The sequence below is a fragment of the Methylobacterium sp. DB0501 genome, assembly GCF_011043735.1.
Lineage (GTDB): Bacteria > Pseudomonadota > Alphaproteobacteria > Rhizobiales > Beijerinckiaceae > Methylobacterium > Methylobacterium alsaeris.
In genome coordinates this window covers 154,056-171,863 of record NZ_JAAKGV010000010.1, presented here as the reverse complement: position 1 = coordinate 171,863, position 17,808 = coordinate 154,056, and the positions used below count along the sequence as shown (strand labels likewise).

Annotated in this window: 16 protein-coding genes and 2 tRNA genes; 11 read left to right on the top strand and 7 right to left on the bottom strand. The window is 72.2% G+C overall.

The features are described from left to right. The first annotated feature begins 57 nt into the window (after window positions 1-57). Window positions 58-1,044: an EcsC family protein gene (locus G4G93_RS16645; protein WP_165085638.1), complete on the top strand. Its 987-nt coding sequence runs from the start codon at window positions 58-60 to the stop codon at window positions 1,042-1,044. Here the strand turns inward: G4G93_RS16645 and G4G93_RS16640 are convergent. Continuing rightward, window positions 1,008-2,411 (bottom strand): leucyl aminopeptidase family protein, encoded by a 1,404-nt coding sequence (locus G4G93_RS16640; protein WP_165085636.1) that lies wholly within the window; start codon window positions 2,409-2,411, stop codon window positions 1,008-1,010. The genes G4G93_RS16645 and G4G93_RS16640 overlap by 37 nt on opposite strands. Before the next feature lie 140 nt (window positions 2,412-2,551). On the opposite strand from G4G93_RS16640, the gene G4G93_RS16635 reads away from it, so the two are divergent. The 4 genes from G4G93_RS16635 to G4G93_RS16620 all read left to right on the top strand — a co-directional run bounded on the left by G4G93_RS16635 (window position 2,552) and on the right by G4G93_RS16620 (window position 6,339). Further along, window positions 2,552-2,734 carry a hypothetical protein gene (locus G4G93_RS16635; RefSeq protein WP_165085635.1) on the top strand — a complete coding sequence of 61 codons (183 nt, stop codon included), beginning with the start codon at window positions 2,552-2,554 and terminating at the stop codon, window positions 2,732-2,734. 90 nt (window positions 2,735-2,824) lie between these two features. After that, window positions 2,825-3,700, top strand: coding sequence for a tetratricopeptide repeat protein (locus G4G93_RS16630; RefSeq protein WP_165085633.1), 876 nt, complete (start codon window positions 2,825-2,827; stop codon window positions 3,698-3,700). Between the two features lie 324 nt (window positions 3,701-4,024). Further along, the gene (locus G4G93_RS16625; protein WP_165085632.1) at window positions 4,025-4,714 is read left to right on the top strand and encodes a glutathione S-transferase family protein; all 690 of its coding nucleotides are present in this window, start codon (window positions 4,025-4,027) and stop codon (window positions 4,712-4,714) included. A 116-nt stretch (window positions 4,715-4,830) separates the two neighbouring features. Next, window positions 4,831-6,339, top strand: a complete 1,509-nt coding sequence (locus G4G93_RS16620; protein WP_165085630.1) for an ATP-binding protein — start codon at window positions 4,831-4,833, stop codon at window positions 6,337-6,339. Window positions 6,340-6,360: 21 nt separating this feature from the next. Here G4G93_RS16620 and G4G93_RS16615 read toward each other — a convergent pair whose 3' ends face one another. Continuing rightward, window positions 6,361-6,738, bottom strand: coding sequence for a DoxX family protein (locus G4G93_RS16615; RefSeq protein WP_165085629.1), 378 nt, complete (start codon window positions 6,736-6,738; stop codon window positions 6,361-6,363). 203 nt (window positions 6,739-6,941) lie between these two features. Next, entirely contained in the window at window positions 6,942-7,298 is a 357-nt protein-coding gene (locus tag G4G93_RS16610) for a hypothetical protein (RefSeq protein ID WP_246736816.1), read from the bottom strand. A 472-nt stretch (window positions 7,299-7,770) separates the two neighbouring features. Between G4G93_RS16610 and G4G93_RS16605 the strand changes: the two genes are divergently transcribed. From G4G93_RS16605 to G4G93_RS16580, 6 genes are all read left to right on the top strand, one after another. Next, window positions 7,771-8,355, top strand: a complete 585-nt coding sequence (locus tag G4G93_RS16605; protein WP_246736815.1) for a PilZ domain-containing protein — start codon at window positions 7,771-7,773, stop codon at window positions 8,353-8,355. A gap of 391 nt (window positions 8,356-8,746) precedes the next feature. Continuing rightward, window positions 8,747-9,130 carry a hypothetical protein gene (locus G4G93_RS16600; RefSeq protein WP_165085627.1) on the top strand — a complete coding sequence of 128 codons (384 nt, stop codon included), beginning with the start codon at window positions 8,747-8,749 and terminating at the stop codon, window positions 9,128-9,130. Window positions 9,131-9,283: 153 nt separating this feature from the next. Further along, window positions 9,284-10,717 carry an NAD-dependent succinate-semialdehyde dehydrogenase gene (locus G4G93_RS16595; protein WP_165085626.1) on the top strand — a complete coding sequence of 478 codons (1,434 nt, stop codon included), beginning with the start codon at window positions 9,284-9,286 and terminating at the stop codon, window positions 10,715-10,717. Between the two features lie 141 nt (window positions 10,718-10,858). Next, a tRNA-Arg gene (locus G4G93_RS16590) sits at window positions 10,859-10,935 on the top strand. An 81-nt stretch (window positions 10,936-11,016) separates the two neighbouring features. After that, window positions 11,017-11,093: transfer RNA gene (locus G4G93_RS16585), tRNA-Arg, on the top strand. Window positions 11,094-11,186: 93 nt separating this feature from the next. After that, complete coding sequence (locus G4G93_RS16580) at window positions 11,187-11,993, top strand: bifunctional 2-polyprenyl-6-hydroxyphenol methylase/3-demethylubiquinol 3-O-methyltransferase UbiG (protein WP_165085624.1); 807 nt, start codon at window positions 11,187-11,189, stop codon at window positions 11,991-11,993. Window positions 11,994-12,134: 141 nt separating this feature from the next. On the opposite strand, the gene G4G93_RS16575 is transcribed toward G4G93_RS16580, so the two are convergent. From G4G93_RS16575 to G4G93_RS16560, 4 genes are read right to left on the bottom strand one after another with little or no spacing between them, the layout of a single operon-like run. Then, window positions 12,135-13,715 (bottom strand): hypothetical protein, encoded by a 1,581-nt coding sequence (locus G4G93_RS16575; RefSeq protein ID WP_165085622.1) that lies wholly within the window; start codon window positions 13,713-13,715, stop codon window positions 12,135-12,137. Continuing rightward, a complete protein-coding gene (locus G4G93_RS16570) occupies window positions 13,712-15,679 on the bottom strand; it encodes an NAD-dependent epimerase/dehydratase family protein (protein WP_165085621.1) in 1,968 nt (655 codons plus the stop codon). Before G4G93_RS16570 ends, G4G93_RS16575 begins: the two co-directional genes overlap by 4 nt. Continuing rightward, window positions 15,676-16,575, bottom strand: coding sequence for a transketolase family protein (locus G4G93_RS16565; RefSeq protein ID WP_165085619.1), 900 nt, complete (start codon window positions 16,573-16,575; stop codon window positions 15,676-15,678). Before G4G93_RS16565 ends, G4G93_RS16570 begins: the two co-directional genes overlap by 4 nt. Further along, window positions 16,575-17,450, bottom strand: a complete 876-nt coding sequence (locus tag G4G93_RS16560; protein ID WP_246736814.1) for a transketolase — start codon at window positions 17,448-17,450, stop codon at window positions 16,575-16,577. Before G4G93_RS16560 ends, G4G93_RS16565 begins: the two co-directional genes overlap by 1 nt. Window positions 17,451-17,808: the final 358 nt, after the last annotated feature.

Genomic DNA, 17,808 nt, shown 5'->3' with positions numbered 1-17,808 from the left:
ACCCGGCGCCCCAGCTTTAGTCCCGGAAAGCCGCTGATCGTCCGCGAGGGAGCGTCCGTGTCCGAGATCGTCGCCGTCGAGCCCGTCCCGTCCCCGGTCCCGCTCGGGGCGCCGGAGCCCCTGAGCGCCGAGGACCGCGGCGCCTTGCGCCGGGCGGTCGAGGCCCTGGAGCGGCCGAGCCTCGCCGGCCGGCTGTCGGCCATGGCCGGCGGCCCCCTCGACCTGATCACCCGAGCCCTGCCGGCGCCGGTCGTCGACGCGGTCGGCCACGCCACCGAGACGGCGATGCGCGGCGCCCTGCACGTGGCGCTCGCCACCCTGCCCAAGGCGGCGGAGGCCGCGTCGGAGGACACCGCGCTGGTGCCGCTCGGCCCCGACATCGCGCCGTCGTCGCCGGCCTCCTGGCGCAGCCGCGCGATGGACCTCCTCGAACGCTTCCCGCCCGGCGACCGCGGCCACAAGGCGCTGGCGGCGGTATCGGGCGCGATCGGCGGCGCCTTCGGGATCACGACTCTGGCCGTCGAATTGCCGCTCTCCACCACCCTGATGCTGCGCTCGATCGCCGAGATCGCCCAGCGCGAGGGCGAGGATCTGGCGGATCCGGAGGCCGCGCTCGCCTGCATGCAGGTCTTCGCCCTCGGCGGCCGCGGCCCGACGCAAGGCGATGGGCAAGGAGACAGATCGGGCGGCAACGCCGCCGAGAGCGGCTATTTCGCGGTGCGCGGCGCGCTCGCCAAGGCGATGTCGGAGGCCGCCCGTTACGCCGCCGGCCGCGGCCTCCTCGACGAGAGCGCGCCGGCGCTGATGCGCTTCGCCGGCCAGGTCGGCGCCCGCTTCGGGGGCGTGGTGTCGCAGAAGCTCGCCGCCCAGGCGGTACCGGTGCTCGGCGCCATCGGCGGGGCCGCGGTCAACACCGCCTTCATGGACCATTTCCAGGCCATCGCCCGCGGCCACTTCACCGTGCGGCGCCTGGAGCGCCGCTACGGCAAGGCGCTCGTGCGCGAGGCCTACGAGGCGGAGCGGGCCTCGCTCGGCACCGCGTAGCGCGCCTTCAGGAGGGCGTAGACGAGGCGCGCCGTCTGCACCTCGCCGCCCTCCGGCCGGCCGGGCTTGGTGCCCGGGTTCCAGCCGTAGAGGTCGAGGTGGACATGCGCCCTGGCCTTCGTGGCGAAGCGGCGCAGGAACAGGGCCGCCGTCACGGCGCCGGCGAAGGGGCCGCCCGAGACGTTGTTGAGGTCGGCGACCTTCGAATCGAGCAGGGCGGCGTAGGGCCCCCAGAGCGGCATGCGCCAGACCGGATCGTTGACGGACAGGCCCGCGGCGGCAAGCTCGCCGGCCAGGGCGTCGTCCTCGGTGAACAGGGCCGGCAGGTCGGGGCCGAGCGCCACGCGGGCCGCCCCCGTCAGGGTGGCGAAGTCGAAGACGAGGTCCGGCGCCTCCTCGTCGGCGAGCGCGAGCGCGTCGGCCAGGATCAGGCGGCCTTCGGCGTCGGTGTTGCCGATCTCGACCGTGAGACCCTTGCGGCTCGCCAGCACGTCGCCGGGCCGGAAGGCCTCGCCGTTGATCGCGTTCTCGACCGTCGGGATCAGCACCCGCAGGCGGACGCGAAGGCCGGCCCCCATCACCATCTCGGCCACGGCCAGCGCCACCGCGGCGCCGGCCATGTCCTTCTTCATCAGGAGCATCGCCGCCGAGGGCTTGATGTCGAGGCCGCCGGTGTCGAACACCACGCCCTTGCCGACGAGGGTCACCCGCGGCGCATCCGCCTCGCCCCAGCTCAGGTCGATCAGGCGCGGCGCCCGCGGCGAGGCCCGGCCGACCGCGGCGATGAGCGGGAAACCGCGCGCCAGGGCCTCGCCCGAGACCACATTGCACGCGGCACCGAAGCGCTCGGCGAGGGCGCGGGCCGCCGCTTCGATCTCCGCCGGGCCGAGATCGTTCGCCGGGGTATTGACGAGGTCGCGGCCGGCGGCGACCGCCCGCGCGGTGCGGTCGATCTCGCCGGCATCGATGCCGGCGGGCGCCACCAGGCGGGCCCTGGGCGCCGGCCGGTCGCGGTAGTGGCCGAAGCGGTAGCCCGAGAGCTGCCAGGCCAGAGCCGCGAGCGCCGGATCTCCCGGCAGGTTTTCCAGGCGGTAGGCGCCCTCGGGCAGGGCGTCGGGCAGGCGCCCGACGGCGAACGGATCGGCCCGCTCGCCGGCCTCGACCCCGAACAGCACGGTCGCCAGCGCCCCGTCCGGCCCTGGCAGCAGGGCGATGCGCCCGGGCTTGGCCTCGAACCCGCTGGCGCCCGCGAAGGCGGCGGCGAGCGGCGGCAGCTCGGCCGCAACGGCCGGCCAGCCGGCGGCGTCGACGCAGCGGATCGGGACGGCATCCTCGGTCGCGGGCAGGAGCGTGGTCACGCGGGGCATCCCTTTCCTTCGACGCGCACAGCCATTGCCGGATGGGGGAGGCAAACCGGACCGGTTGTCAATCCGGGCGCCGGCCGGGAACACCGGCGGGCCTGCGGCGTCACCCAGGACCCGACACCGCCGACTGAGAAGGACATGCCATGGCCGAGGACCTCAAGCCCATCAACCCGCTGGAGCGCTGCGAGACGATCGGCGTCGAGGATGGCAGCCGCCACGACGGCCCGGCGACGCCGAGCCGCCACGGCACCGGCACCGACCGGGGCGCCGCCGAGACGCCGCCGCCGGCTCCGGAGGCCACGCCGTCCGGCACGCCCCAGCGTTAACGACGGGTTAGGGTTAACGACCTACCACCGGACTCATCGAGGGCCGTGGGAGCGGGGTCAGCCATCCCAGGTCCGTCCCCGGAGAGGCCGATGCCCGCGACCGTCGAGACCCGTCCCGTCCGCCCGAGCGCCTCGGCGAGCCCCTTGCGGCGGCTCGCCCTGGCGGGATTGGTGGCGCTGATGGCCTCGGGCTGCCTGTCGCGCAACCCTCTCACCGGCAATCCCCTGACCACCGGCTCGATCGACGCCAGCGCCCCGCGGAGCACGGCTCGGCGCGACGTCGGACGGCTCGCCGAGCGCTACACCCGGGACCCCGCCGATACCGGCACCGCCATGGCCTACGCCCAGGCCCTGCGGGCGACCGACCAGGGCGCCCAGGCCGCCGCGGTGCTGCAGCAGGCGGCGCTGCGCAACCCGAGGAACCCGGCGGTGCTCGCCGCCTACGGCAAGAGCCTGGCCGAGGTCGGCCGCTTCACGGAAGCCGCCGAGGTCCTGCGCAACGCGCATTCCCCCGCCAACCCGGACTGGCGCGTGCTTTCGGCGCAAGGCGCGGTGGCCGACCAGATGGGCGATCACGTCCAGGCCCAGCGCTACTACGAGGCGGCACTGAAGATCGTGCCCGGCGAGCCGGCGGTCCTGTCGAATCTCGGCCTGTCCTACGCGCTGGCCAAGCGCCTGCCCGAGGCCGAATCCACCCTGCGCCAGGCCAGCACCGATCCCCGCGCCGACGACCGGGTGCGCCAGAACCTCGCCCTGGTCCTCGGGCTCCAGGGCCGCTTCGGCGAGGCCGAGCAGGTCCTCACCCGCGATCTCGGCCCGGCCGAGGCGGCGCAGAACGTCGCGGCGCTCCGCGCCTTCGTCGCCCAGCCGAATGCCTGGAAGGCGATCCGGTCCGCCGAGAAGGCCGGCGGCGAGAAGGCTGCGGGCCGGCCGGCGCATCCGCAGGTGGCGGCCTCCGCGCTCTGAGGGCCGGAGCCCTGTCCGTCGCAGGATGGCCCGTCGTGAGCCATTCTCTCTCTCCCGCATCTTCGTCCGCCGACGCTGCCATCGTCCGGGAAAGCGGAGAGGGGTACTGACAGCCCTCGGTTCGGGAGAACGCGTCAGGCTGAATCGTGGTGGGCTCGTTCGCGATGGGATCGAGCGGCGTCTCACATAGCCTCAAGAGGACATGATCCGTCGTGTCGGCCGGCGCCCGACGCATTCGGAGGTGCCCGGACCGGGCGCAGGCCCTATCATCCGTTCCGCGCGCCGATGCCCCCTGCCGAGGGCGCCGCGCCGGAGGAAGCGCCTTTGACCCGCGTGCTCTACGAACTCGCCGCCGCCGATCCGGACCGGCGCTTCAGCCCATTCTGCTGGCGCATCCGCCTCGCCCTGGAGCACAAGGGCCTTCCCTTCGAAGGCCGGCCCTGGCGCTTCACCGAGACCGACGCGCTCGCCTTCTCGGGCTCGGACAAGGTGCCGGTGCTGGTCGAGGACGGGCGGGCGATCGCTGAGTCGTCGGTCATCGCGGCCCATCTGGAGGCGGCCCATCCGGACCGGCCGTCGCTGTTCGGCGGGCCGGCAGGGGCGGCGCTGACCCGCTTCCACGTCGCCTGGACCGACCAGGTGCTGCACGTGAGCCTGGTGCCGCTCCTCCTCCTCGACATCCACCGCCACCTCGCCGCACCCGACCAGGCCTATTTCCGGAAGAGCCGCGAGGCCCGGTTCGGCAAGCCCCTGGAGGCGGTCTGCCCCGATCCGGAGGCGCAGCTCGCCGCATTCCGGCGCACGCTCGCGCCGGTCCGCACGGTGCTGCGGGCGCAGGCTTTCCTCGGCGGCGAAGCCCCGCTCTACGCCGATCACGCGGTGATGGGCGCCTTCCTGTGGGCCCGCGGCGTCAGCGCGCTCGCCCTCCTCGAACCCGACGACCCGGTCGAGGCGTGGCGCCGGCGGATGCTCGAGCGGATGGGGGAGGGGTCGAGGGCGCTGGTCTCCGGCTGACGCCGACGTCCCCCCGGACCACTCCTTGTGGACCACTCCCCTGTGGACCCCTGCGGGTGACACGGATCGGGAGCGCCCCGGCCGTGTTACGAGTCGTGGCATCGCAGGGAGCCGAGATGACGATCAGCGTCGAGATGGGGGTGGCGAGCGGCGGCCGGCCGGCCGCCCTCGACCTGGAGGAGTTGCTGGCGACCCGCCTGCTGGTCCAGGGCAACTCCGGCTCGGGCAAGTCGCACCTCCTGCGCCGCCTGCTGGAGCAGAGCGCGCCGCACGTGCAGCAGGTGGTGATCGACCCCGAGGGCGATTTCGTCACCCTGGCGGAGGCCCACGGCCACGTCGTGGTCGAGGGCGACCACGGCGAGGCCGATCTCCAGCGGATCGCCGCCCGGGTGCGGGCGCACCGGGTCTCGGTGGTGCTGACCCTGGAGAGCCTCGACGTCGAGGCGCAGATGCGCGCGGCGGCGGCCTTCCTGGGCGGCCTGTTCGAGGCCGAGCGCGACCATTGGTACCCGGTGCTCGTGGTGGTCGACGAGGCGCAGCTCTTCGCGCCGGCCGCCGCCGGCGAGGTCTCGGACGAGGCCCGCAAGGCGTCGCTCGGCGCGATGACCAACCTGATGTGCCGCGGCCGCAAGCGGGGGCTTGCCGGCATCATCGCGACCCAGCGCCTCGCCAAGCTCGCCAAGAACGTCGCGGCGGAAGCGTCGAACTTCCTGATGGGCCGCACCTTCCTCGACATCGACATGGCGCGGGCCGCCGACCTCCTCGGCCTCGAGCGCCGCCAGGCCGAGAGTTTTCGCGATCTCGAGCGCGGCCACTTCATCGCGCTCGGGCCCGCGCTGTCGAAGCGCCCGCTGCCGATCGCCATCGGGCCGGTGGCGACCTCGGCGCGCTCGTCGAGCCCCAAGCTCGTGCCGCTGCCGAGCCCGGCCGCCGGCGACGACCTTCGCGAGCTGATCCTGACGCCGACCGAGAGCGAGGTGGCCTGGATGCCCGCTCCCCGCCCGGCCCCGGCGCCGCGGGCAACGCCCACCGATCTCCTGCAGCAACTCGCCCAGTACCGCCCGCCGGAGCCGGTCGAGGTGGCCCCGAGCATGAGCGAGGCGGACCGGGACGCGGCGCTCGCCGACATCCTGCGCGAGATCGCCGCCGATCCGGACGGCGCTCACCACCCGATCGCCGTGCTCTACCAGGACTTCCTGGTGCGCTGCCGGATGCGCCGGCTGCCCGGCGAGCCCCTCGATCTCGGCCGCTTCCGCCGGCGGCTCGCCATCGCGCGGGCCGGCGTCGACGGCGAGGCGGCCGACGGTGACGAGGCGGAGGCCGTGATGGCCGCCTGCGCCGGCCTGCCGGAGGAGGTGCAGGGCCTGTTCCTGCTGCTGGCGCGGGCCGCCCGCGCCGGTGCCCCGTGCCCTTCCGACGACGCGCTCGCCCGGGCCATCGGCTCGCGCTCGCCGGGCCGGGCGCGGCGGTTGCTCGCCTATGTCGAGAGCCGGGGCGCCGCGGTGTGCCGCACCGATTTCCGCGGCAACCGCGTCGTCGCGCTGCCGGCTCTGGGCTGCGAGACCGCTCCCGGCAACCCGAAGGGCGCGGCGGAGGAGCCCGCCGGCCTCTTCGCCGCGGAGTAGCCGAGAGCGGACGAGGGAGGATCAGGCCGGCAGCGCCGCCGGCCGGAGCTCGCCGCGCCGCGCATAGGCGAGGCCGGCCGCCAGGGCGAGCAGGACCAGGGCGGGGAGCGCCATCGCCGGCGCGTCGCCGGCCCGCAGATGGCTCACCACCGCGCCGACCATGATGGCGGCGATGAGCAGCGCGCCGTAGACGGCCGTGCCGCGGACCCACAGCATCACGGCGCCGAGCGCCTGCGCCGCACCGACCGCGTACAGGAACCAGAGGGGATAGCCGAAGCGCGCGAAGCCCTCGACCTCGAACGGCACGGCGGCGAGCTTCATGCCGGCCGCCACCAGGAAGACGGCCGTCAGGAGGCCGCGCACCACGAGGCCCGTCCACGGGCCGGTCGATCTCGTCATCTTTCCCCCTTCGCGGCGTCCCGGCTCTTCGGCCGGAACGCCGCCGCGAGAGCAGCGCCCGATCGCCTTGCCATCGAACGCTGCTCGCGAGCTTTGCTCGTGCCGCATCTTCTGCGACGAACCGGTATCCGCTTCGTCCGACGATGCTCTAGCGGCGGGGGATGTCCGCAGGATTGCGTGGCGTGTTGCGTGGGTCCGGCGCGCTACGGGCCGGCAGTGTCCTCGCGCCCGTACAGGATCCGGCGGAAGCTGGCGCAGAGATGGGCCTCCGGCGTGGCGTCGTCGTCACCGAGGCCCTGCGGCCCCGGACCCTGCGGGTCGGCGGCGGCGGCGAGCTGCTGGGCCGCGAAGGTGGCGCCCGGCCGGCCGGTCATCAGCTCCTCGACCCGGTCGAGCAGCGCCTCCGCTTGCGTCTCCCGCAGCACCCCGGCGCCGCGAAGGGCCCGGATCAGCTCGGTCGTCAACGCTTCGAGGGCGATGAGCCGGTCTTCCGCTTCGCGCAGGGTCATGTCGCGCCCGTGCGCGGTCCCGCGCGTCCCGATGGCCGTCTGTGAACCCATGACCCTGTGCCCGCTTCGTTCGCCATTGATCCAGGAAAGCAGGCAGGTGCGAACCCTCCCTCAAGCAATTGGCTCGAATTCGATGCAGATCCGAGTTTCTCGAGCAGGGAGCGAAGAATCCGACCCAGCGACAATTGGCATGGCCGCCGACGAGTTCGAGTGACTGACCGGGGTCGGACGTCCGGCGCGAAGTCGAAACTGTCCCGTGCCGGCGGGAACCGCGCCGGGATTCCGGTCGAACGGCACGCAGTCGATGCCCGGAACTACGGACCGACTGTCCTGCGGAGCGGACCGACCCAGCCCTGCGCGGATCTCGCCACCCCCTGGACCGTCCGTTACGGCGATCCCATGCACCTGACATTAAGTCTGGCGCCGGAAGATGATCGGGGAGCGACACGCGGCCTTGCGGCCGGCCGAGCTCCGCGCGATCCTGTCGGCATGCGTTTGTAAGATCTTGGCGGACACCTTGAAGTTGCATATCCAGCCTCAACCGGAACCGGATGCGCAGCCGATCCAGATCCGGGTCAGCGGCCGCTACCTCCTGCCGGGCGGGGCGGAGCATGTATGCGAGACCCGGAGCCTCTCCCTCGCGGCGATCGAGGTGCTGGCGCCGGAGCGGGGCCTCCTGGGCGATCCCGTGACGCTCTACCTCGACGATGTCGGCCCGGTGGCCGGCGCCATCCAGACCATCTCGGCGGACGGGTTCACCCTCGCGGTCGATGTCGGGCCCGAGCGCCTGACCCGCTTCGCCGCACGCCTGCACTGGCTCGCCGACCAGGCGAGCGGGCGCGCCGACCAGCGCAGCGACCCGCGCATCGTGCCGACCCACCGCACCCTCGAGATCCGCCGTGCCGACGGCCGGGTCCTGACGGGCACGATCGTCGACCTGTCGATGACCGGCGCGGCCATCGCGGCGACCGAGCTGCCGCCGGTGGGCGAGGTCGTGACCCTCGGCAAGCGCCGCGCCACGGTGGTGCGCCACCTCCATGCCGGTTTCGCCGCCACCTTTCGGCTGCCGTTCCGGCCGGAGACATTCGGGCTGCACGTCGTTCTCTGACGGCCTTGCTCCGACGCCGGCGAACGCCCTCCGAACAGAAAAAAAGCCGCCCCCGCGGGCGGCTCGAAGTCTTGGAGGAACGCCCGTCAGGGCTTGTTCCTTGTGCCGGATCCCGGGCCGGACGGGCGTGCGCGGGCGCACATGGCGACCGCATCCTGGCGCGTGGCCGCATCCTGGCGCGCGACCGCATCCTGGCGCGCGGCCGCATCACGACGCACTTGGCGCGCGGCGGATCGCATCGCCTCCGATCCATTCCCGCGCCGCCGCAAGTTTTCCTGCACAACCGCCGAAGTCGGAAGAGTGCAACCGTTGCGGCGCACGAAAATTTAATCCGGCGGCGGCGAGATCATCGGGACGAACCACGACCGTGGTCGGAGCCTGGGAAGACAGGATGCACGGCTATCAGCGCAGCAGCGGGATCGAGCGCCTCGACCGCGGGATGAATCGGTTGCAGGATCGCGGCGGCAGCCTCGATCACGACCGCGACAACATCCGCATCGTCGTGCAGCAGGTGCCGGCCGAGCACAAGAAGGAGCGTACCTTCTCCTACCTGCCCTGGCCGGTGAAGCTGCTGCTGAAGTTCGGGCTGTTCGCGGCCGTCATGTCGTCGATCTTCGTGCTGCCGAACTACCTCGACTGCCGCAACCAGCAGGAATCCGGCATGTTCTACTACGGCATGACGGTGTCGGCCTGCACGCGCCAGAACGTCTACGGCCAGATCGGCACCACGCAGAAGCGCTTCGAGGACATCGCCCGGGCCATCGGCGCGCGCTGAGCCCGGCAAGCGACGGAGCGGGAAGTCTGTCAGGCGGAGCTCTGACAGACAAGGCGCGCCCGGGAGGCGGGGCGTTGCGCGGCGGAGCCTGTCTCGCCGGGAGGGAGCGCCTTAGTTAAGGGCGGTCCCCTCCGGTACGAGGATGAGCCCCCGATGTTTTCAGACGTGAAGCTCCATATTGCCGGCGAGTGGCGCGCCGGCAGCGCCGGCCAGACCCTGCCGATCCTCAACCCGGCCACCGGCGAGACCCTGAGCCAGCTCGCGGTGGCGACCCGCCAGGACCTCGACCAGGCGCTCGAGGCGGCGGATCGCGGCTTCAAGGCGTGGCGCAAGGTGTCGGCCTTCGAGCGCAGCAAGGTGCTGCGCAAGGCCGCCAACCTGATGCGCGAGCGTGCCGACGCGATCGCCCGGATCATGACCCTCGAGCAGGGCAAGCCGCTGGCGGAAGCGAAGATGGAGGTGCTCGGCGGCGCCGACACCATGGATTGGTTCGCGGAAGAAGGCCGGCGCGCCTATGGCCGGGTGATCCCGCCCCGGGCGGAGGGCGTGATGCAGCTCGTCATCCGCGAGCCGGTGGGCCCCGTCGCGGCCTTCACGCCGTGGAACTTCCCGATCAACCAAGCGGTGCGCAAGGTCTCGGCCGCGCTCTGCACCGGCTGCTCGGTGATCCTCAAGGGGCCCGAGGACACCCCGGCGAGCTGCACCGCCCTGATCCAGGCCCTGCTGGATGCCGGCGTTCCGGGCGACGTGCTCGGCCTCGTCTTCGGCGACCCGGCGGAGATCTCGTCGTACCTCATCCCGCACCCGATCATCCGCAAGATCACCTTCACGGGCTCGACCGCGATCGGCAAGGAACTCGCCGCGCTCGCCGGCAAGCACATGAAGCGCGCCACGATGGAGCTCGGCGGCCACGCCCCGGCGATCGTCTTCCGCGATGCCGACGTGCAGAAGGCCGTGCAGGTGCTCGGCGCCAACAAGTACCGCAATGCGGGCCAGGTCTGCGTCGCGCCGACCCGCTTCCTCGTCCACGATTCGGTATTCGACGCCTTCGTCGACGGCTTCGTCGATCTCTCCCGCGGCCTCAAGGTCGGCAACGGCCTGGAGGAAGGGGTGAAGATGGGCCCGCTCGCCCATGGCCGCCGCATCGAGGCGATGGAGGGCTTCGTCGCCGATGCCGAGCAGAAGGGCGCGAAGCTGCGCACCGGCGGCAAGCGTCTCGGCAACCAGGGCAACTTCTTCGAGCCGACGGTCTTCACCGACCTGCCGCTCGATTCCCGGATCATGAACGAGGAGCCCTTCGGGCCGATCGCGGCGATCCAGCGCTTCTCGGACGACGAGGAGGCCTTCACGGAGGCCAACCGCCTGCCCTACGGCTTGGCCGCCTACGCCTATACCCGCTCGGCCGAGACCGCCACCAAGCTCGCCACGCGGGTGGAGAGCGGCATGATGTCGATCAACCACCACGGCATCGCGCTGCCGGAGACGCCCTTCGGCGGCGTGAAGGATTCGGGCTACGGCAGCGAGGGCGGCTCGGAGGCGATCGAGGCCTATCTCAACACCAAGTTCGTCACCCAGGCGGGCTTCTGACCGGGGAGGGGGCCGCCCGTCGGCCCCCTCTTCGCTCCTCCGTCCACCGCGCTCTTCCGCCGGCGAAATAGGGGTTGCCAAGCCAGGGCGGACCCCTTAGATCCCACCTCACCGGCGGGGCGCACCGCTCCCCCCGGTCAGGCGCCCGTAGCTCAGCTGGATAGAGCACCAGACTACGAATCTGGGGGTCAGAGGTTCGAATCCTTTCGGGCGCGCCATTTTACTCTTGTCGATCACGGTCATGCACGGTCCATTCCGGCATCGGCTGTCACATTATCGAAGACGCGATCTTCGATCGGGCGCCCGTAGCTCAGCTGGATAGAGCACCAGACTACGAATCTGGGGGTCAGAGGTTCGAATCCTTTCGGGCGCGCCACTTCTCTTCATCAGACAATCAGAATCATCTGTGGTCGAGTGGCTGCCATCCGGCTCCTGGCCTGCGCGGCTTCGACCCTCGGGATGCCGCCGGATGAGCACGCACGCCACGCGCCGCAACCTGGTCGAGCATCAGGCGGAGCAATTCAAGCCGCCGGTCTTCCGCCCCCGGCGCTCCCGGTGGGACGACGTGCTCGCGGCGGGACGGCGCCTCCTCGATCTCCAGGCCGGGTCTGCCTGGCGCGACCTGCGCGTCGAGCTCGCCACCGCCTCCGGCGTGGTGCTCGATGTCGGGTGCGGCGCCCAAGTCTTCCGCCCTCTCCTGCCGCCGACGGCGCGCTACCGCGGCATCGATACGTGCGACGCCCGCGACCGCTTCGGCTATGCCGTGCCGGATACGGAGTATTTCGAGGGCAGCGACTGGAACGTCGCGCCGGCTTCCGTCGACGTCGCCCTGTGCACCGAGGTGCTGGAGCATATTGAGGCGCCGGAGCCGTTCCTCGGGCAGCTCTTCGCGGCCTTGCGTCCCGGCGGCCGCCTGGTGCTGACCGTCCCCTTCGCGGCCCGCTGGCATTTCATCCCCTACGATTACTGGCGCTACACGCCGTCCTCCCTCGACCTGCTGCTGCGCCGGGCGGGCTTTCACGCGGTACGGGTCACCGCCCGCGGCAATCCCGTCACCGTCGCCTGCTACAAGGCGATGGCCTTGTGCCTGATCCCGCTCCTGGACGGGCGCGGCAACCCGGCGCGCCGCCTCCTCGGCGTCGCGCTCCTGCCGCTCCTCGGCCTGCTCGCCGTGATCGGCACCCTGTCCCTCCGCGCGGATTGGGGCGAGGACTGCCTCGGCTACACCGTCACGGCGCGCCGCCCCCTCGCGGCCGGAAGCGACGTGCGGTCCTGAGCGACGGGACGGCCGTCCCGGGCGGTCGCCGGACGCTCTCTCGGCAGACTTGCGGTGGCAGGCCAACGCTTCGTCCGCGTACACGCTTGTTCTGTCGCAGATTTCTGTCGCAAAACCGGCAGCCGCCTTTGCGAAATCAGCTTAGAACACCGTCCCGGCGCCTTCCTGATGTATCGGATGGTCCGGCCAGCACGTGGCGTGCGGCACGAGCCGGATCGTCGTCCCGGGCTTGGCGAGAACCGTGTCGGCGAGGTGGCCCCGCAGCGCGTCGAGGCGCGCGACGTAGTGGACGAGCGGGCCGTCATTGGGCGGGGTCCGGGCGGCGGCGAGCAGGTTGCAGGCGCTGATCGAGAAGGGCGGTTCGGTCACGGCCCGAATCACCTCGGAAAGCGGCGTGGCCGCGCCGATCCCCAGGATCGCGAGGGCCGCAAGCCGGCGCCGGGCGTCGAGGGCCGGGACTGCGGCGCCGACCTGCACAGCCAGCAGGGCGAGGGCGGGAATCGAGGCGCGCATGACGAAATCCGCCCCCCCGAGCCGGTAGAGCGGGGCGAGCACGAGGAGGACGACGACGAGCCCGGTCTCGAACCGGGACCAGGGATCCCGGCGCCCGGGCACGAGGCCGAGGACGAGCAGGGGCGGCACCAGTTCGAGCAGGAGCAGGAGGCCGTAGCGCAGGAGGAAATCCCCGCCCATGGCTTGCAGCCCGTGCGGGACGCGCCCGGCATCGGTGCCGAGATAGAGCGCCACCGGCGCGAGCCCGAGGCCGGCGAGCGCGAGAACGGCCAGGGTGCCGGGGGTGAGCCGGCGATGCGCGGCATCGGCGAGGCACGCCACGGCCAGGAAGGGCAGGGCGCCGATCATGCTCAGCGGCGACCACAGCACGCAGAGGCCGAACACCACCGCGAGGGAGGTCGCCCGCAGGGTGCCCGCACGCCACAGGCAGTAGGCGCAGACGAAGATCCAGCCGGAGGCGGCGTGGTTCGGCACCCAGAACAGCTGCGTCGCGTGGGAGGAGAATTGCAGCTCCCCCGCCCATTGCTCAAGATGCCGGCCGGGGATCAGCCGGTCGCCGGCCAGTAGGCTGCCGACGACGTCCCAGCCGCTGAACGCGACGAAGACCGCGATCAGAACGAGGCCCCGCCGGTGCGACGGCACGGTCCGGGCGAAGCCGTAGAGCAGGCACCCGAACAGCAGCCCGTCCTGGGCGAGCAGCGCGACATGGGCCCCCTGCAGCCCGACGACCTTCCCGATCGCCGCCGGCAGCAGGTAGAGCCCGAGCGGCGCGCGCAGCATCGTCGGCTCGCCGGCATAGAGGTAGCCGACCGGCCAGGGCCCGGCGACGAGATCGTGCAGGACCGCGTCGCGGATCAGCCAGTCGTCGTTGGCGAAGAACAGATGCGTCTGGCCGCCGAGCAGGCAGAGCGCGAAGCCGGCCGCGAGCGCCACCCCGAGGAGCGGGCGATCGAGCGGCGCGCGGGTCCGGGCGAGGTCGCGCAGGACCAGGGCCAGGGCCCCCGACAGGAGCGCCACCGCCGCCGCGGCGAGCGGCGCGCTCGCCAGATGGGTGGCGAGGAAGATCAGGTTCGGCGCGGCCGCGAGCCCGAGCACGACGGCGAAGGGCAGGTGGCCGAGGCGGGTCCCCGCCGGCATGTCCCGCAGGCCGCGATCCGGGTTCGTGCGGTCGCGCGGCGGGGCGTCGGGCGTCGCGAGGATGGCGGTCACGGGCGCGGCCTTCCCTCCGGCGGGAGGTCGGTCGCCACGCCGTTGCGGATCAGCGCCGCCCGGATCAGGCGCGGGCGCCCCTTCACCTCCTCCATGATCTTGGCGACGTACTCGCCGATCAGCCCGATGGCGAACAGGTTGAGGGCGCCGAAGAACAGGATCGCCAGCTGGGTCGAGACCGCGCCGCGCGGGGCGATGTCCGGCACCAGGAGGCGCAGGATCACCATCGCGAGGCCGATGAGGCCCGACAGGCCGAGCAGCGCGATGCCGGCGGCGGTGAGCATCTTGAGCGGGGCGTTGCTGAACGAGAAGATCCCGCGCTTGGCCCATTCGAGGTTGGAGAGCAGGTTGTTGGTGCTGGTGCCGAACATGCGCTTGGGCCGCACGTAATCGACCCCGGTCTGCCGGAAGCCGACATAGGCGCGAAGCCCGCGCATGAACAGGTCGCGCTCGGGGCAGTTGAGCAGCCAGCCGACGACCCGCCGGTCCATCAGCGAGAAATCGCCGGCATCGTGCGGGATGCGCACGTAGCTGAAGGCGGCGAAGACCCGGTAGAACGCCTTGTAGAGCAGGCCCCAGACCACCGGCATCTCGCGCTGGACGCGGCGGCCGTAGACGACGTCGGCGCCCGCCACCCATTCGCGGTAGAACGGCTCGATCAGCTCGGGCGGGTCCTGGAGGTCGCCGTCGAGCAGCACGCAGGCCTGGGCGGTCGCCAGCTCCATGCCGCTGCGGAACGCCATCTGCGAGCCGAAATTGCGCGAATGCGTAATGCCGAGCACGTGCGGATCGGAGGCCGACAGCTCGCGGATCCGCGCCGCGCAGCCGTCGGGGCTAGCGTCGTCGACGAAGATGATCTCGTAATCGACGTCGATCTTGCGGAACACCGCGGTGAGGCGGGCATGCATGATCGGCACCGCCTCCTCGTCCTTGTAGCAGGCGATGACGGCGGCGATGCTGCGGCGGCGCGGGACGCCCGCCTTGGTGAGCCCGGCGATCTCGGCGCCGGCCTCGCGCATCCAGGCGGCGGTGCGCGACAGCCCGTCCGCGAGCGGCGTCGTCGCGCGCCAGCCGAGCAGGCGCTCCGCCTTGCCGGGATCGGCCTGCCAGCGGGCGAGGTCCCAGGCGCGCGGCGCCATGGCGCCGAAACGCGGCGGCTCGGCGATGCCGAACAGCTCCCGCGCTGTCGCCGCGAGGTCGCCGATCGTCGTCTCGGTCCCGGTGCCGATGTTGAGCGATTCGCCGTAGAGGTCGAGCGACATCTTGGCCGCGGCCCGCACGAAGGCCGCGCAGACGTCCTCGACATAGACGAAGTCGCGGGCGATTCCCGGGTCGACGAGGTCGGGATAGGAACCGGCGAGCCCGCGCGAGACCACGGCCGGGATCAACCGGCCGGCATCCTCGTAGGGGCCGTAGACCGAGTAGAGCCGCAGGTTGACCACCGGCCAGCGGCGCGTCTTGCCCGCATAGGCGATGTAGTGCGCGGCCGCCGCCTTCGAGACCGCGTAGGCGCTGTTCGGCACGAGGCCCGATTCTTCGGTAGGCGAGGCGGAGTTCAGGCCGTATTCCGAGGACGAGCCGGCATGGATGTAGGCCGCGAGACGGCCGCTCGAGGCCAGGCGCTCGATCCGCCCGACGAGGGCGGTGAAGTTCGTGGCGTAGATCAGGTCGGCGTCGGTCTCGAACGAGTAGGCGCCGTAGGCGACGCAGTCGAACACCGTCGCCGGGCCGATCGCCTCGACGAAGTTGGCGGTCGCCGCCCGATCGGTGAGGTCGACGGCGATCAGGTGGCCCGGATCAATGCCGCGCAGGCGCGGCGCCGGCAGGGTGCGGGCGACGGCATAGACGTCGCGGCGCCGCGCCAGGATGTGCCGGAAGAGGTTGCACCCGACGAAGCCGCCCGCGCCGAGGACGGCGATCGGCCCCTTGAGGGTGTCGATCCAGTCGGCGTCGGACGGGATCATGGCATCAGTCTTTCGCGCAGCGAGGCGGCGTCGAGGCCGCTTTCGCGCCGGTGGAAGGCCTGCGAGCCGTAGGTGCCGGACGGGTAGCCGGCGGCCGTCGCGGTGCGGAATCCGGCGAGTGCGACACCGCCCTCCAGGCACCAGGCGGCGAGCGCTTGGCCGAGGCCGCCCTGGGCGACGTGCTCCTCGACGACGCAGAGCCTGCGGCCGCTCAAGGCCTCGATGAAATCCCGCGGCGGCTGGTTCAGGGCGAGCGGCAATTCGCTCACCGCCCACAGGTCCGGCCCGTCCTCGCCGTCCCGCGCGAAGGCCGACCAGGCGATGCCGGCGATCGGCCCCACCGCGACAACGACGGGGCCGCGCCCAGGCCGCAGGCGGCGCCAGGGCGCATAGGCCGGGGCGGCGCAGCCCGCCGGCAATTCGCCGCGGCCGAGCCGCAGATAGGCCGGTCCGGGCTCGATGCCGGCCGCCTCCACCACCGCCGCCACGTCGCTGTCGAAGGCCGGCACGAAGATCCGCAATCCGGGGAGCGTCGCGAGCACCCCGTAATCCTCGAGCGCGTGATGGGTCGGCCCCATGACCCCGTAGGCGTAGCCGCCGCCGTTGCCGAGCAGGCGCACCGGCAGGCGGTGGAAGCAGATGTCGTTGCGGATCTGCTCGAAGGCGCGGGCGTAGCAGAACGGCGCGATCGTGTAGGTCCAGGGCTCCAGCCCCTCGCTCGCCAGCCCCGCGGCGACCCCGATCATGTTCTGCTCGGCGATGCCCGCATTGATGAAGCGGTCGCCGAGCGCGTCGCGCAGGGGTTCGAGGGCGCCGAAGCCGAGATCGCCGGTGAGGAAGACGAGGTCCGAGCGCGCGGACCGGGCGACGAGCGCCTCGCACAATTCGCGCCGCATCACGCGTACCCCGTCCCGGGTGCGTTTCCGGTGGGCGGGATGCCGAGCATCGCCGCGCGGACCTGGTCCTCGGTGAGCGGCAGGTAATGGCTGTCGAGGCGCCCCTCGATGGCCGGGACGCCGCGGCCCTTCACGGTGTGAAGCACGACGACCACCGGCCGGTCGGTGCCGGGGACCAGCGCGCGGCGCATGTCGGGGAGGTCGTGCCCGTCCGCCTCGCGGATCTCGACGTCGAACCCGGCCAGCACGCGTCCGATCGGGTCGAGGGAGGCGACCTCCGCCGTTGTGCCGAAGCCCTGCAGGCGGTTGTGGTCGATCAGGATCGTCAGGTTGGACAGCCGCCGGTGGGCGCAGAAGATCAGGGCCTCGAAGGTCGAGCCCTCCTGCCACTCACCGTCGGAGGTCAGGCAGAATACCCGGCCCTCCCGCCGCTGCAGCCGGGCCGCGAGGGCGAGCCCGCCGGCCAGCGGCAGGCCGTGGCCGAGGCTGCCGGTGCCGAAGCGGATCCCCGGCAGGCCGCCTGCGGGCGGGTGGCCGGGCAGCCGCGTGGCGTCGGCATGGAAGCTGGCGAGTTCGGCCTCGGAGATCAGGCCGCGGCTCCACAGCGTGACGTAGAGCGCGCCGGCCGCGTGGCCCTTCGAGAGGACGAAGCGGTCGGCGGCGCCCAGCATCTCGTGGTGGACGAGCATCATCGCGTCGAAGGCCGACAGGTTGCCGCCGACATGCCCGACATGCGCCTCCCGGTGCATGGCGAGGAGCCGCCAGCGCGCGAGGGTCAGGAGGCCGGGCGCCAGCGGCGCAGGTGCCTCTTGCGGTGCGGGATTCGCGCCGTGCGGCCGGCTCTCGGCCCGAAGGGTATGTCCGCGCCGTGCCATCCGCCCGAGAATCCGCTGCTCCCTTCCTGACGGAACGACGGCCATGGTTAGCGCCGGGTTAAGGCGGCCCGCGCCCGTGCGGAGGGACCGAGGGCGAAACCCGGACGTCGTCCCTCGTCAATTCCGTCACCCGGCGCGAGGCCTGTACGCGACAGTCGATCCAGAGCCTCGGCGCCGTCTCGATCGCTGCCATCGATGACGAAACGGGGAGATTACGCAGGAATTAACCTTGTTGGACTGGTCATGTCGAGGCGCCTACCGATCTCCAAGAGAGGATGTCCCGCGCCACCGTCCCGGAGAGACTATTGCCCGAGGGCGGGGCGTTTACCTGCGACTCAGATTTGCGTGAGAATTTACC